We start from the raw sequence: 13863 nt of genomic DNA on the forward strand, positions 1-13863 counted from the left end.
TCAGCATTCCGGGCCGGTATTATTTATTCCGATAAACGATTCGTCCGCCCAGTATAGTGATATCGATTTTGCCGGATAATTTCCAGCCGATGAAAGGAGAATTTTTCGACTTGGAGCGGAAATTCTCTTTCTTGACCGTCCATTTTTTCTCGGGGTCTATTACGGTAATATCGGCGGCGGTGCCGACTTCCAGCGTACCAGCCGGCAGACCGAGGATCCGGGCCGGATTGTAGGTCATTTTCCTGACGGCATCGGCCCAGGAAAGATATCCTTTGTCAATCAGAGCGATTTTCACGAGTCCGAGGGTTGTTTCCAACCCAATCATTCCCGAAGGAGCCTGGTCGAATTCAACATCCTTTTCCTCATCGGCGTGCGGGGCATGGTCGGAGGCGATGCAATCGATGGTCCCGTCGATCAATCCTTCGATAACCGCCTCAACGTCTTTTTGCGTCCGTATGGGCGGGTTGACCCGCAGATTGGTGTTGAACTCCTTGCCGATTTCCTCGTCGGTCAGTGTGAAATGATGCGGGCAAGCCTCCGCGGTAATATCAATGCCATCGGCCTTGGCCTGCCTGACAGCCTTGACCGCGCCAGCCGTAGTGATATGAGCGATATGAAGCCGACCGCCGGTAAAGCCACACAGTTTGATATCGCGTAAGACAGCGATCTCTTCGGCAACCCCCGGGCGGCCTTTCATTCCCAGGCGGGTCGATTGATATGATTCATTCATCACGCCATTGGCACAGAGGAAATAGTCCTCGGCATGAGAGATAATCGGGATACCAAACATCCGAGCGTATTCCAGCGCCCGGCGCATGATTTCGGGATTCTGCACATAGTTGCCGTCATCCGAGATGGCCACCGCGCCGGCGTTGACCAGATCGCCGATTTCAGCCAGTTCCTCTCCTTTGAGCATCTTGGTGATAGCGCCGACGACATAGACATGGGCATCAGCCTGCTCCGCCCGCGAAAGGACAAATTTGACCGTTTCCTGATGATCGATGGTCGGGTTGGTGTTGGGCATACAGCAGATGGAGGTGAAGCCTCCAGCGGCCGCCGCCTGACAGCCGGTAATAATCGTCTCTTCATCTTCACGCCCCGGTTCCCGCAAATGCACGTGCATGTCGATCAAGCCCGGGACCACCAGTTTTCCGGAGGCATCAACAACATTTTCAACGGGTATTGAAGCCATATCTTTTGGGGAGACATCCGATTCTTTAACAATCGCAGCTATTTTGCCATCCTTCACAAAAATGGCCGCCTCCTGACCGAAACCGAGCGCCGGGTCGATTACCAGTCCCCCCTTTATTAACATATCATATATGGGAGTTTTCATTTATTCCTCCTCCTTTTTTCCCGAGAGCAGAAAGAGCACGGCCATACGAACCGCCTGTCCGTTGGTTACCTGTTCGAGAATAACCGAGGAATCGCCGTCGGCCACCTCGTTGGTGATTTCCACGCCGCGGTTTATCGGCCCGGGGTGCATGATAGTATAGTTCTTGTTGAGAAGTTGCAGACGTTCTCTGGTCATTCCGAATAGATTCGTATACTCCCGCTGGGAAGGGAATAAACCTGCCTGCTGCCGCTCCAGTTGAATCCGCATGATGTTAACAACATCAGCGCCGTCAATCGCCTTATCCAGATCGGTAAAAATATCGACCCCGAATTTTTCCACCTCAAAAGGAAGGAGTGTGGATGGACCGCAGACGGCCACGGACGCTCCCATCGTCTTCAATCCCCAGATATTAGAGCGAACCACACGGGAATGCTTGATATCGCCGACGAGGACAACGCGCAGGTCTTTTAGTTTTTTATATTTGCGACGGATGGTAAACATATCCAGCAGGGCCTGAGTAGGATGCTCATGTGCGCCATCGCCGGCATTAATGATATTTGATTGGGTGCACTGTGTCAGGAAATATGGGACGCCGGATGAAGAATGCCTGACAACAACCATGTCGATTTTCATCGCTTCGATATTTTGCACCGTATCCCGCAGGCTTTCGCCCTTTTTGACCGAGGAGGTCCCCGGCGTGAAGCTGACCGTATCAGCCGAGAGCCGTTTTTCCGCCAGTTCGAATGAAATCCGGGTGCGGGTGGATGGCTCATAGAAGAGATTAAGAACCGTGATGCCGCGCAGGGTGGGGACTTTCTTTATGGGGCGCTCGATGATTTCGCGAAATGTTTCGGCCGTGTCGAGAATCAGAGTGATCTCCTCGGCTGTCGCGTCCTCCAACCCCAGAAGATGGCGTGAACGCAATTGCATTACTTCTTACCCCCTTTCTTGCCCGATTTCAAGGCTTTCTTGATTTCGGAAGGGCTCTTTTTCATACCGGATTTGGCCACTACTACTATTTCCTGACCATCCTTTTCCATGAGGCGGACCAGGACCCGGTCATCTTTTGAGGTCGGGATATTCTTGCCGACAAAATCGGGCCGGATGGGAAGTTCGCGATGGCCGCGGTCGATGAGAACGGCCAGCTGTATCGAGCGGGGACGGCCGAAATCAATGATCTGGTCGAGAGCGGCACGGATGGTGCGGCCGGTGAAAAGAACATCGTCCACCAGAATGACATTACGGTCAACCACATCGAAGAGGATTTCGGTTCGCTGAATCACCGGCTGATCGAGCTTGGAATGGACATCATCACGATAAAGGTTAATATCCATAAGGCCGACCGGAATCTCTATTCCTTCGATTTCCTTAATCCTATCGGCTACCCGTTTGGCAATATCGGCCCCGCGGTTCAGGATACCGATCAAAACCAGCGTCTCAGCGCCGCTGTTTTTTTCCAGAATCTCATGGGAGATGCGGATAATAGCGCGGGCGATATCCTTTTCATCCATCAAGGTTTCGATTTTCTCTTTGGTCAAATTACCTCCTATAAAGCAAAATAGTGTCAACCGCAGAATTAAAGGAGAAAATGAAACTTCTGTACTCTTGAGAAGCCCAAGATGATGACTGAGCGAGGACTTTCATTTTTTCCTTTAGCCGCCTCTCGTGCGGCCTTAAAAGGTTAAAATCAATGCGATAATATTCAAATTCGGGGTTTCGTCAAGCGATATTTTCGGAGATAAAGCAAATTGTCAGCCTTATGCCTTAAGCCTTTGTCGCTGAAGTTGATAAGGTTTGTGCTTATGTGATGATAGAGGCCAGTTCGGATTCGGTTAAAAAGCGCCATTTGCCCAGTTGCTCGTTCTGATATGAGATTATTTCAGGACAAGAGAGATAAGCGGAATAATCATGCCAGCGAAAAAAATCCTTTTTGCCTGTCATGCATTCTATGGCTCCGTCTTTCAGGGCGATAATCCTGTCGGTCAGCTGGAGGATAATATTCCCATAATGGGATATGATTATTATACCGATTCCTTTGCTCCGCAATTTTCCGACCATTTCCACAAAACGCGCGACGCCATCAGCATCAAGGCCGCACGTCGGCTCATCGAAGAAGATAAATGCGGGTGTCAAAGAGAGGATGGTGCCGAAGGCCAGCCGCCGTTTCTCCCCGCCCGAAAGAGTGAACGGATCACGCCCGGCGAATTTTTCCCTGGTCAGCCCGATCAGCCGGTAACTGTCATCGGCCAGCGCATCTATTTCCGGAAGGTGCAGATTTTCCGCCGCAAATTTTATCTCCCTGTCAACGGTGGGAAGAAAAAACTGTCTTTCAGGGTGCTGGAACGAAATCGCCACCGCGCCGGGACCAGGCTTAAAGTTGCTGTATTGCACCGTTCCCTTATCCGGCTTGAGAAGACCGGCCAGAAGCTGGATAAGGGTTGACTTGCCGCTTCCGGAACAGCCGACCAGACCATAGATGCAATTGCTCTCAATAGAAAGATTAATTCCCTGGAATAGAGCATTGTCTTTTCGATTACCATAGGTAAACCAGACCGATTTGAGCGAGATTCCTTTAGGCTTTTCCGCAAGCCCCTGGTTGATGCTTTCAACCATAGGTTTGTCTTTCGGAAAACCGATCTCGGCTTTTATTCGGTACCTCAAGGGGACATCAAGCCCGACGGACAGGCAGAGCGCGACCTGTGAGAATATTTCCTGTGGGCTTCCATCCGCCAAGACTCCGCCTTCCCTGAAGACAATGACCCTACCGTATTCCTCAGCTACATAATCGTATTGTGTTATGCGGAGAACAGTCAGGTCTGACTTATGTTCGAGAAGCTTTCTAACTGCGGCGCCGAGGAGTTTCTTCCCCGATTCATCCAGATAGGAGCCCGGTTCATCAAGCACCAGAATCTCCGGCTCAGAAATCATGACCGCGGCTAAAGCCAGTTTCTGCTTTTCTCCGCCGGAGAGTCCCGAGGTGAGCCAGCGGTGCATATGCGACAATCCAAAAAACTCCAGCGACCGGTCGACCCTCTCGGCAATTTTCGGTTGTTCGACATTCAGATTCTCCAGGGAGAAAGCAACCTCGCGTTCCACGGTGGTGGATACGAGCTGATTGTCCGGATTCTGAAAAACCATACCGACAATCTGCTTAAGATGCCGGCTGTCCTGCTCAACAGATGGATCCAGCCCGCACACTCTGATTTCACCCGAGGTCGGTTTCAAAATACCGTTGATCAGCAGGGCAAAAGTGGTTTTCCCGGAGCCATTGTTGCCGATAAGGGCGACTCTCTCGCCGGAAGCAATGGTGAGAGTCAAATCATCAATTGCCTTTGTACCGTCAGGGTAGATATATGTCACATGGTCGAACTTTATCATAAAAAAATCCGCCGACGGCTTAATAAAAGCCATCGGCGGCAATAATCAAGTCAATTCGTTCGGTCATCCCTTATGGCAGACATCAAGCTCCCGCGCGGCTTTTACTTCATCGAGCCGCCGAACCGGCGTGGTAAAGGGCGCATGATGCAGTTTTTCGGGATCGGATTGGGCTTCTCCGGCGATGGCGATCAAAGCCCTGGCAAAAGCCTCGAGAGTCTCGCGGCTTTCGGTTTCAGTCGGTTCAATCATAAATGCTTCCGGTACAATCAGCGGGAAATAGACCGTGGGAGCGTGGAAGCCGTAATCCAATAATCGCTTGGCCAAGTCAAGGGCCCTGGCGCCTGCCTTCTTCTGCCGATTGCAGGAAAGAACAAATTCATGCTGGCAGGTTCGGTCATAGGGAATGTCAAAGTCATTCCTAAGAAGGGCCTTAAGATAGTTGGCATTCAAGACGGCGTTGTCGGAAACCCGCCGCAATCCTCCGGCTCCAAGCGCTCTGATATAGGTATAGGCTCGAATGCAGTTGGCAAAATTCCCATAGAAGGTATGCACCCGGCCGATCGATTTGGGGCGATTATAATCGAGAAAGAGGCGGTCATTCTCCTGCGGATTTTTTCCAATGACGGGCACCGGCAGAAATGGCGCCAGTTTGGCCACAACTCCGACTCCTCCCGCTCCCGGCCCACCGCCACCGTGCGGAGTGGAGAAAGTTTTATGGAGATTGAAGTGCAGGATATCGAAGCCGATCTTCCCCGGCCTGACAATTCCCAACTGGGCGTTGAGATTTGCGCCATCCATATAGAGGAGAGCGCCCGCCTTGTGAACGATCTCGGCAATCTTTTCGATTTCCGATTCAAACAGCCCGAGAGTATTGGGATTGGTCAGCATCAGAGCGGCCGTATCGCTGTCAATCGCGGCGGCCACTGTTTCCGGAGAAATTATGCCGTTCTCGTTCGATTTAATTTGCACCGTTTCATATCCGACCATCGTTACCGAGGCGGGGTTGGTTCCATGGGCGGAATCAGGGATAAGAACCTTCTTTCTGATATTCCCCTGGTCCCGATGATAAGCCCGGACAATCAAAAGCCCGGTGAATTCTCCCTGAGCGCCGGCCACCGGCTGCAAGGAAACGGCATCAAATCCGGAGATTTCCATAAGATATTGCTCCAACTCATACATGATTTGGAGCGAACCTGCGGCAGTGCGGCACGGGGCCAGCGGATGCTGATTTACAAATCCGGGCAGCGAAGCCATTTTATCATTCACCTTGGGATTATACTTCATAGTACACGACCCAAGGGGGTAAAATCCCTTATCGATATGATGGTTCTTTATGGAGAGCCCGATATAATGGCGCACCATCTCGCCTTCCGTCACCTCGGGAAGCGGGGCATCCTGCTCCCGACGATATTTGGCGGGAATCAGATTGAGAAGATCCTTTTCATCACGGCCGGTCGGAGGCAAAGGCGATCCCTCTCGTCCCGGCCGAGACTTTTCATAAATCAAAACCTTGTTGTCCATATTATATCAGCGTTCTATCCGGTTATTTGCCTCCCTCGACAGGGGCGGGGTTTTTGAGCTTCAATATCTGTTTCTGGGCGTAAGCGGTGTCTGGGCTGGCCGGATTATTCTTAATAAACCCCTCAAAAGACTTAATGGCCATGGCGGTATCGCCCTTCTCGCGATAAACGATGGCGGTCATGATTTCGGCGTCGGATGCGATGCTCTGGCCGGGGAATTTCTTCATCACCTCGGCGAAGCGGGCGATTGCTTCTTCATACATTTTGGCCTGCATTTTCATTTCTGCCAGAGCCATCATGGCGCTGTCGCTCCGCCCTTCCTTATTGTCGGGATCGGCGGCAATGACTTTGCCATAATAATTTTCAGCTTCCGCAACCATTCCGCGGTACTGATATTTTTCGCCGATGCGGAAATTGAGTTCCGTGGTTTCCCCGGCCGCTGCCATCCTCAAATAGTAGTTCAGCGTCTGAATATCATTCAAGTAATTATTAACGGTTTCAACAAAATCGGGCCCGGGCAGGAATCCGGCAATGCGGTCGATTTCGGTGCCATCGCTATTGAGGAGGACTATTGTAGGATATGCTTTGACCGAATGCTTCCGCGCAGTGGCTGTATCCACCTCGGCATTTATCCTGGTGAAAACGATATTCCCCGACATGGCGACAACCATCGTATCAACATAAGTCTCGGTATCCAGCTTCTTGCACCAGGTGCACCAGTCGGTATAGAAATCGATCAGGATCTTCTGATTTTTCTCCTGGGCAAGTTTTAGCGCCTGGTCATAACTGGTGGCAAAATCAATTTTCGCCGGGCCAATCGGAACCGGGGCCTCTTTCTTGCCGCAACCGGAAAGCGTAACCAAACTCATTATGATCAATGCCCCGGCTAAAGCGGTCAGAATTCTCAAACTCTTCCTCATTTCCTCTCCAATCATTTAATGAATATTAAATATCCTTATTATACTTATCCCTGCGAGCGGCAGTCTTTAGATGGACGACTTATGCCTCAAAGCTCGCGCAGAGCTTTCACAAGCAACTCTATTTCCTCATCGGTTCTCTTTTCGGTCACAGCAATCAGCAAACCGTCAGTCAAACCCGGATAATATCTTCCGAGATCGATGCCGGGCAGGACACCATATTTATCAATGGCTTTTTCAACCACCTCTTTGGCCGGAACGGGTGTCTTTACGGCCAGTTCCCTGATGAAACTTCCCTTGAAATAGGGAGCGTAACCGGGAATGGCGGAAAGCATATCAGCCACGCGATGGGTTTTATCCATGGAAAGAAGGGCGACTTTTTTCAGGCCCGTCTTCCCCATGAGCGACAGGTAAACGGTGGCGGTTGTGGCGCAAAGAGCCTGATTGGTACAGATATTTGATGTCGCTTTGTCGCGCCGGATATGCTGCTCGCGTGTCTGCAGAGTCAGAACAAAACCGGTCTTGCCTTCTTCGTCGAGCGTCCTGGCGGCAAGACGCCCGGGAATGGAACGCACCAATTCCTTCTTGACGGCGAAAAATCCCAACAGCGGACCGCCGAAATTGAGAGGAATCCCCAGAGGCTGTCCCTCGCCGATGACGATATCGGCTCCGCATGCCGCCGGGGTCTTGAGAAGCGCGGCGGCGATCGGATCGGCGGCGGCAATCAGATATCCGCCGGCTTTATGAATCATCTCCGCGGCCGCTTCAATATCCTCAAGCATTCCTAAAAAATTCGGCTGAGCCAGAAGAACTCCGGCGGTTTGCCCGGTGATAGCATCTTTCAGACGATTGAAATCAGTTACCCCACCGCTTTGAGGAATAAGTACTATCTCGGCGTTCTGGCCGGAAAGGTAGGTTTTAATCACTTCGCGGAAGAAGGGGCTGATTGTCTCGGATATAATGATACGATTTCTCTTGGTACGGGCCAGAACGAGGTGGACCGCTTCGGCGGCGGCGCTGGCGCCGTCATACATCGAGGCATTGGCCACATCCATTCCGGTCAGGCGGCAGATATGAGTCTGAAACTCATAAATCACCTGCAGCGTCCCCTGGGCAACTTCGGCCTGATAGGGGGTGTACGCCGTCACGAATTCGGGACGATTGATTATAGTATCGACTGCGGCAGGAATGAAATGATCATAAACACCGCCGCCGGCAAAAATGACCAGGTCGGAACGATTCTTAATCGAGATGGCCTCAATTTCGCGAACCAATTCCATTTCGGAAAGCGGCTCGGGAAGATTCAGAGGCCTTTTCACGCGAAGATTCTCGGGAATCGGCGCGAATAAATCATCGATATTTTTGGCCCCGACCCTATCCAGCATAATCCGACGATCGTCGTCGGTATTGGGTATGTATGGCATATTAATCTTGGAGCAGAATCCTATTCGACTAGTTTGCGGTATTCCGAGACGGGCAGAAGTTTATCCAATTCGCCGGGGTCGTTCATTTCGATTTTGATCATCCAGCCGCCGCCGTATGGGTCACGGTTGACCGCCATTGGATCATTTTCCAGTTCGGCGTTAATTTCGACGACTTTCCCCGAGACAGGCGAAAAAAGCTCGGAGACGGCCTTGACCGCTTCAATGGTTCCAAAAGGCTGCATCGCTTTGACCACAGTACCGACCGCGGGAAGCTCGACAAAAACGACATCCCCCAACTCTCCCTGGGCGTACTCGGTGACCCCGACTGCGGCGACTTTGCCTTCTACTTTAACCCACTCATGTTCAGCGGTGTATTTTAATTCGGAAGGAAAATTCAAACTGCACCTCCAATGTTATTTATCTCCATTGACAGCCCTAGTTGACTCTGATAAGGCTTCTTTCTTTTCCTCGCTCAGCTTCTGAATAAACGAGGTGTCGAAATTGCCGGCGATGAAATCAGGATGATTGAAAATCCTTTTATGATATCCGATAGTGGTGGGGATACCCTCTATAATAAATTCCTCCAGCGCATATTTCATTTTCTCAATTGCCTGGCGGCGGGTTTGAGCGCGAACGATCAGTTTGGCGATCATCGAATCATAGAAAGGAGGAATGATATATTTGGCATAGGCCGCGGTATCAACTCTGATACCATGTCCGCCGGGTACATGAAACGATGTAATCTCACCCGGAGTCGGGCGGAAATCCTTTTCCGGGTCCTCGGCATTTATGCGGCATTCGATGGCATGCCATTTTAATATGACATCCTCCTGACGATAGCTCAGCTTTTCGCCGGCCGCCACCCGGATCTGTTCTTTCACCAGGTCAATATCGGTGGCTTCTTCGGTAATCGGATGCTCTACCTGAATGCGGGTGTTCATCTCCATGAAATAGAAATTGAGATCGGCATCGACCAGAAACTCGATTGTCCCGGCGCCCAGATATTGAATGTTGGCGGCGCCCAAGACAGCCGTGCGTCCCATGATAGCCCGCATTTCAGGAGTAATGATGGGTGACGGGCATTCCTCAACCAGTTTTTGATGTCTTCTCTGAATACTGCAATCACGCTCGCCGAAATGAATGATATTTCCGAAGGAATCCCCCATTAGCTGTATTTCCACATGATGGGGTCGGACAATAGCTTTCTCGATATAGACATCAGGATTTTTGAAAGCCACTTCGGCTTCAGCCCGGGCCATGGAGAAATTGGTTTCCAATTCGGTCTCATCGAGACAGTAGCGCATTCCCCGCCCGCCGCCGCCTGCCACCGCCTTGACCATAACCGGATAGCCGATTTCGGCGGACACAGAACGTGCTTCATCGATATCTTTTACAATTCCTTCGGAACCGGGGATAACCGGAATACCTGCATTCCGCATCATCTGTTTGGCGATATTCTTATTACCCATTTTCCGGATCATCTCCGGTTTCGGCCCGATAAAAGTTATACCGCAGGATTCGCAGATTTCCGCAAAATCGGCATTTTCCGCCAGAAAGCCGTATCCCGGATGAATGGCATCGGCATTGGTTACTTCGGCGGCGGAAATAATCCGCTTGGCATCAAGATAACTTGAAGCCGACGGCGCCGGACCGATACAGACATCCTCATCGGCAAAACGGACATGCAGGGAGGCTCGATCGGCCTCGCTATAAACGGCGACCGTTTTTATGCCCAGTTCGCGGCAGGCGCGTATCACTCGAAGGGCTATTTCGCCCCGGTTGGCTATTAATATCTTATTGAACAAGAATAATCCTTTTCATAATAAATCACATTATACAACACACTAAAACTTCTGAACGTCACTCTCCTCTTCGGCGCCGGCAGACTGCCAGCGTTCCGAGGCTCCCGTGATGCCCTTGACGCGCAGGTCGAAGTCATCCGGATTAGTGCACTGGTTCATGGCTTCTTCAAATGATATCATGCCGGATTTATACAAATTCATAATCGATTGATCGAAAGTAATCATCCCGTACTGCCCACCCTGTTCGACCAAATCATGTATTCCAGCCGTTTTCTCGGGATTAATGATATAATCTTTGACAGCCCCCGTGGAAATCAGTACTTCCAGTGCGGGAACGCGTCCGGCCATATCACATCGGGCCAACAACCTCTGGCAGACGATCGCTTTCAGGGTTCCCCCAAGAAGAAGCCGGATCTGCTGATGCTGGTGCGGCGGGAAGAAAGAGATAATGCGGGAGATAGTTTCCACGGCATTCAGAGTATGCAAAGTGCTCAGGACCAAATGCCCGGTGTCGGCGGCTGTAAGCGCAATCGACATCGTATCGAGATCGCGTATCTCGCCCAGAAGAATGACATCAGGATCCTGACGAAAGGCATGGCGCAAAGCGTTGGAGAAACTCTCCGTATCGGCTCCCACCTCTCTTTGACTGATAATGGATTTCTTATCCCGATAGATATATTCGATGGGGTCTTCGATGGTCAGAATGTTATCATCACGGTTAGAGTTCATATATTCAATCATGGCCGCCAGAGTTGTGGATTTTCCCGAACCGGTGGTCCCGGTAATGATGATCAGACCGCGCCTCTCCAAAGAAAGCTTGCGGATCGTATCCGGCAAATTGAGTTCCTCAAAGGTAGGCACATTGGTATTGACGGCACGGATGGCGATACCGGTTGTCCCGCGCTGACGAAAGAGATTGATACGAAAACGACCCAGCTTGGCCACCGATAAGGCCAAATCCATTTCATTTTTCTTGCGGAAACGATCCAACTGCTGTTCGTTGAGCACCTGGCCGACAACATTTTCCATTTCATCGTATGAGGACGGATACCGACCCGGATGTGAAGATCGGACGCATTCCGGTTCAGCATGTCAACCAGCATTTGCTTGAGGTTCATAATCCTGCCTCCTTATGATGCAAAAAATAAATAATCAACCTACCGGGTCGATCAGGAAGAGGACTTGTCCGAATTCCACCGGCTGAGCATTTTCGATCAGAATCTTGGTCACGGTTCCGGCAACTTCAGACTCAATCTCATTCATCAGCTTCATGGCTTCCACAATGCAGACCACTTGACCGACCGAGATTTTCTGATTAAGCTTCACATAGGGAGGGGCATCCGGCGCCGGGGAGGCATAGAATGTCCCGACCATAGGCGACTTAATCTCTACATATTTCTTTTCGGCATCAGGAGGCTTGGATTCCACTGCCGGTAAGGGCGCAGGCGCCGGAACCTGCTGGGCAGGCGCAGGCGGGGCATACGTCTGTAAAACGGCGGATTGATCCGAGTGGCCGTTGCGGCTCCCCAGCCGGCGAGTGATCCGAACTGTCCTTCCCCACCCGGTAACTTCAAGCTGGTCGATATCAGACTCTTCAACCAGTCGTATTAATCTCTTAATTGTTTTCTCACGCATAGCAAACCTCGTCGGGCTTATAACCCCGAAAAGATAACACTTTAAATTATACTTCCAACAACTTTTTTGTGGTCTTGTTGAGGACTATACAACCGGTTGTGGTTACCAGAACGTCATCCTCAATCCGAACGCCACCCCAGCCGGGTAGATAAATACCCGGTTCGATCGTAACAACCATCCCCTTTTTCAATGTTTCCTTGCTTTTTGATCCCATATTGGGCTTAGAATGGACATAAATCCCAATTCCATGCCCAATCCCATGACCGAAATATTTATTATACCCGGCTCTATCAATAATATCCCGGGCGGCCTTATCGACAACTTTTCCCTCAACTCCGGCTCGAACCTTCTTCACCGCTGCGGCTTGAGCCCTGGAAACGAGGCCATATATCTTTTTCTGGCGTGAAGTGGCTTTGCCGACAACCACGGTTCGGGTCATATCGGCCACATACCCCCGGTAAGACGCGCCAAAGTCGAAAGTAACGAAATCGCCCCTCGCAATTTTCTTACCCGAGGCCACTCCGTGAGGCAGTGCCGAGCGATATCCCGAGGCCACGATAGTTTCAAAGGCCGGCTTGTCCGAACCAAAAGTCATCATTTGGTATTCCAGCTCCGCACATACCTCGTTCTCTCGCAGGCCTGGCCGCAGATATCCCAGAATCCGTTCAAAAGCGGTGTCGGTTATCTCAATTGCTTTTCGGATCAGGGCAATTTCGGTCTTGTCCTTGACGACGGAAAATTGTTCGACCGCCTCAGTAGTCGGTATCAGCAGAACCCCCTTCAAACCATCCTGAATCCTCTTCAAGTCATGGCAGATCAAATGATCAGCCTCATAGCCATAGCGAAGATTTTTGCCATGGAATTCTGTCAAATCCTTTAGGGCGGAAATGCAATCGCCCTTGGAGATAGTGACTTTCGCCCCTTTAACCTGCTGGGCGGATTGATCTTTGTAGCGGAAGTCAGTTATGAAATAAGCCCGATGAGGCTTGATTATCATCAGACCCGCGGAGCCGCTGAAACCGCACAAGTAGCGGATATTAATCACTCGGTTGACAATGAAACCGTCAAGATTTTCCTTTTTCAAGTAAGCCTGTAATTTTGCTATTCTTTCTTTATGCATCCTGTTTTTCCTTATGCTTGAGAAGCTCCTGCGATTTATCCAGCTTCTCTCTCAAACGTGGATTTTCGGTTCTCATGGTCAGATCACGGAATACTTCCATTGCCAGACGCGGATGTCCCTGAGCCAGCAATAGATCCCCCAATGTCTCCGTTATAAACGGAATTTGACGCAAATGTTCCCGGATAGTTTCAGATTTCTCGGGCTCTTTTCTCAGGAGGAGAACACGAGTCGCTTCGACCCTGCCATCCTCAATAAATGAGCACAGCCCCTTTGTATGGGGATCTATCTTCCATACCCGCTCATAGTAGGAGAAGGCCGTCGGCTCATCGGCGGCGCGGAATTTTAAGTCCCCGAGATACTTCAGGGCAACCAGATTGGAGAAGTCAACCTGCAAAATCCGATAGAATTGCTCTTCGGCCTGTTCATATTGCCCCGAATGATAAAAAGCCCTGGCAAGGATAATTCTCCCCGAAAGAAGGTTGGGATTCTCTTTCAGCCTTAATTGACACAACTCTACAACACGCGAATATTTCTTCTGTTCCAGGTATTCTCTGGCAACAGCCGGCCAATATCCCTTGGAGGCCAGTTCGAGAACGAGATTATTGCTCATAAGTCCATCAAAATCTTCCACATCTTTGAACAAGAATATATCGCTGGAGCCGTTAAGTCAAGTAAGCGGCTGATGCGGAACCTGAAGTCAATGCCGCGAGACCAAACATTCGCAACTCTAG

The 13863-nt window shown here is 50.7% G+C and carries 13 protein-coding genes; all 13 read right to left on the reverse strand.

From position 1 onward, the window contains the following. Nucleotides 1–19 precede the first annotated feature (19 nt). Nucleotides 20–1336, reverse strand: coding sequence for a dihydroorotase (locus tag NT002_06210; protein MCX6828861.1), 1317 nt, complete (start codon nt 1334–1336; stop codon nt 20–22). Next, nucleotides 1337–2266: an aspartate carbamoyltransferase catalytic subunit gene (locus tag NT002_06215; GenBank protein ID MCX6828862.1), complete on the reverse strand. Its 930-nt coding sequence runs from the start codon at nt 2264–2266 to the stop codon at nt 1337–1339. Then, entirely contained in the window at nt 2266–2874 is a 609-nt protein-coding gene (gene pyrR / locus NT002_06220; GenBank protein ID MCX6828863.1) for a bifunctional pyr operon transcriptional regulator/uracil phosphoribosyltransferase PyrR, read from the reverse strand. Before pyrR ends, NT002_06215 begins: the two co-directional genes overlap by 1 nt. Nucleotides 2875–3136: 262 nt before the next feature. After that, a complete protein-coding gene (locus NT002_06225) occupies nt 3137–4714 on the reverse strand; it encodes an energy-coupling factor transporter ATPase (GenBank protein MCX6828864.1) in 1578 nt (525 codons plus the stop codon). A 63-nt stretch (nt 4715–4777) separates the two neighbouring features. Beyond that, the gene (gene gcvPB / locus NT002_06230) at nt 4778–6235 is read right to left on the reverse strand and encodes an aminomethyl-transferring glycine dehydrogenase subunit GcvPB (protein ID MCX6828865.1); all 1458 of its coding nucleotides are present in this window, start codon (nt 6233–6235) and stop codon (nt 4778–4780) included. Nucleotides 6236–6257: 22 nt separating this feature from the next. After that, nucleotides 6258–7154 (reverse strand): thioredoxin domain-containing protein, encoded by an 897-nt coding sequence (locus NT002_06235; GenBank protein ID MCX6828866.1) that lies wholly within the window; start codon nt 7152–7154, stop codon nt 6258–6260. 86 nt (nt 7155–7240) lie between these two features. Then, nucleotides 7241–8575: an aminomethyl-transferring glycine dehydrogenase subunit GcvPA gene (gcvPA, locus tag NT002_06240; protein ID MCX6828867.1), complete on the reverse strand. Its 1335-nt coding sequence runs from the start codon at nt 8573–8575 to the stop codon at nt 7241–7243. 20 nt (nt 8576–8595) lie between these two features. Next, complete coding sequence (gene gcvH, locus NT002_06245) at nt 8596–8973, reverse strand: glycine cleavage system protein GcvH (GenBank protein MCX6828868.1); 378 nt, start codon at nt 8971–8973, stop codon at nt 8596–8598. A gap of 15 nt (nt 8974–8988) precedes the next feature. Beyond that, nucleotides 8989–10380: an acetyl-CoA carboxylase biotin carboxylase subunit gene (gene accC / locus NT002_06250; protein MCX6828869.1), complete on the reverse strand. Its 1392-nt coding sequence runs from the start codon at nt 10378–10380 to the stop codon at nt 8989–8991. Between the two features lie 39 nt (nt 10381–10419). Continuing rightward, a complete protein-coding gene (locus tag NT002_06255; protein MCX6828870.1) occupies nt 10420–11406 on the reverse strand; it encodes a PilT/PilU family type 4a pilus ATPase in 987 nt (328 codons plus the stop codon). A gap of 123 nt (nt 11407–11529) precedes the next feature. Further along, entirely contained in the window at nt 11530–12012 is a 483-nt protein-coding gene (accB, locus tag NT002_06260; GenBank protein ID MCX6828871.1) for an acetyl-CoA carboxylase biotin carboxyl carrier protein, read from the reverse strand. A 46-nt stretch (nt 12013–12058) separates the two neighbouring features. Then, complete coding sequence (locus NT002_06265) at nt 12059–13132, reverse strand: Xaa-Pro peptidase family protein (protein MCX6828872.1); 1074 nt, start codon at nt 13130–13132, stop codon at nt 12059–12061. Next, nucleotides 13125–13742 carry a hypothetical protein gene (locus tag NT002_06270; GenBank protein ID MCX6828873.1) on the reverse strand — a complete coding sequence of 206 codons (618 nt, stop codon included), beginning with the start codon at nt 13740–13742 and terminating at the stop codon, nt 13125–13127. Before NT002_06270 ends, NT002_06265 begins: the two co-directional genes overlap by 8 nt. Nucleotides 13743–13863: the final 121 nt, after the last annotated feature.

The sequence above is a fragment of the Candidatus Zixiibacteriota bacterium genome (genome assembly GCA_026397505.1).
Taxonomy (GTDB): domain Bacteria; phylum Zixibacteria; class MSB-5A5; order GN15; family PGXB01; genus JAPLUR01.

What these genes read in the sequence shown, in the direction of transcription:
- NT002_06215 (MCX6828862.1), bottom strand. Translation starts at nt 2,266, where the DNA reads ATGCAATTGCGTTCACGCCATCTTCTGGGGTTGGAGGACGCGACAGCC.
- NT002_06265 (MCX6828872.1), bottom strand. Translation starts at nt 13,132, where the DNA reads ATGCATAAAGAAAGAATAGCAAAATTACAGGCTTACTTGAAAAAGGAA.
- NT002_06235 (MCX6828866.1), bottom strand. Translation starts at nt 7,154, where the DNA reads ATGAGGAAGAGTTTGAGAATTCTGACCGCTTTAGCCGGGGCATTGATC.
- gcvPB (MCX6828865.1), bottom strand. Translation starts at nt 6,235, where the DNA reads ATGGACAACAAGGTTTTGATTTATGAAAAGTCTCGGCCGGGACGAGAG.
- accB (MCX6828871.1), bottom strand. Translation starts at nt 12,012, where the DNA reads ATGCGTGAGAAAACAATTAAGAGATTAATACGACTGGTTGAAGAGTCT.
- NT002_06270 (MCX6828873.1), bottom strand. Translation starts at nt 13,742, where the DNA reads ATGAGCAATAATCTCGTTCTCGAACTGGCCTCCAAGGGATATTGGCCG.
- gcvPA (MCX6828867.1), bottom strand. Translation starts at nt 8,575, where the DNA reads ATGCCATACATACCCAATACCGACGACGATCGTCGGATTATGCTGGAT.
- NT002_06210 (MCX6828861.1), bottom strand. Translation starts at nt 1,336, where the DNA reads ATGAAAACTCCCATATATGATATGTTAATAAAGGGGGGACTGGTAATC.
- NT002_06255 (MCX6828870.1), bottom strand. Translation starts at nt 11,406, where the DNA reads ATGGAAAATGTTGTCGGCCAGGTGCTCAACGAACAGCAGTTGGATCGT.
- NT002_06225 (MCX6828864.1), bottom strand. Translation starts at nt 4,714, where the DNA reads ATGATAAAGTTCGACCATGTGACATATATCTACCCTGACGGTACAAAG.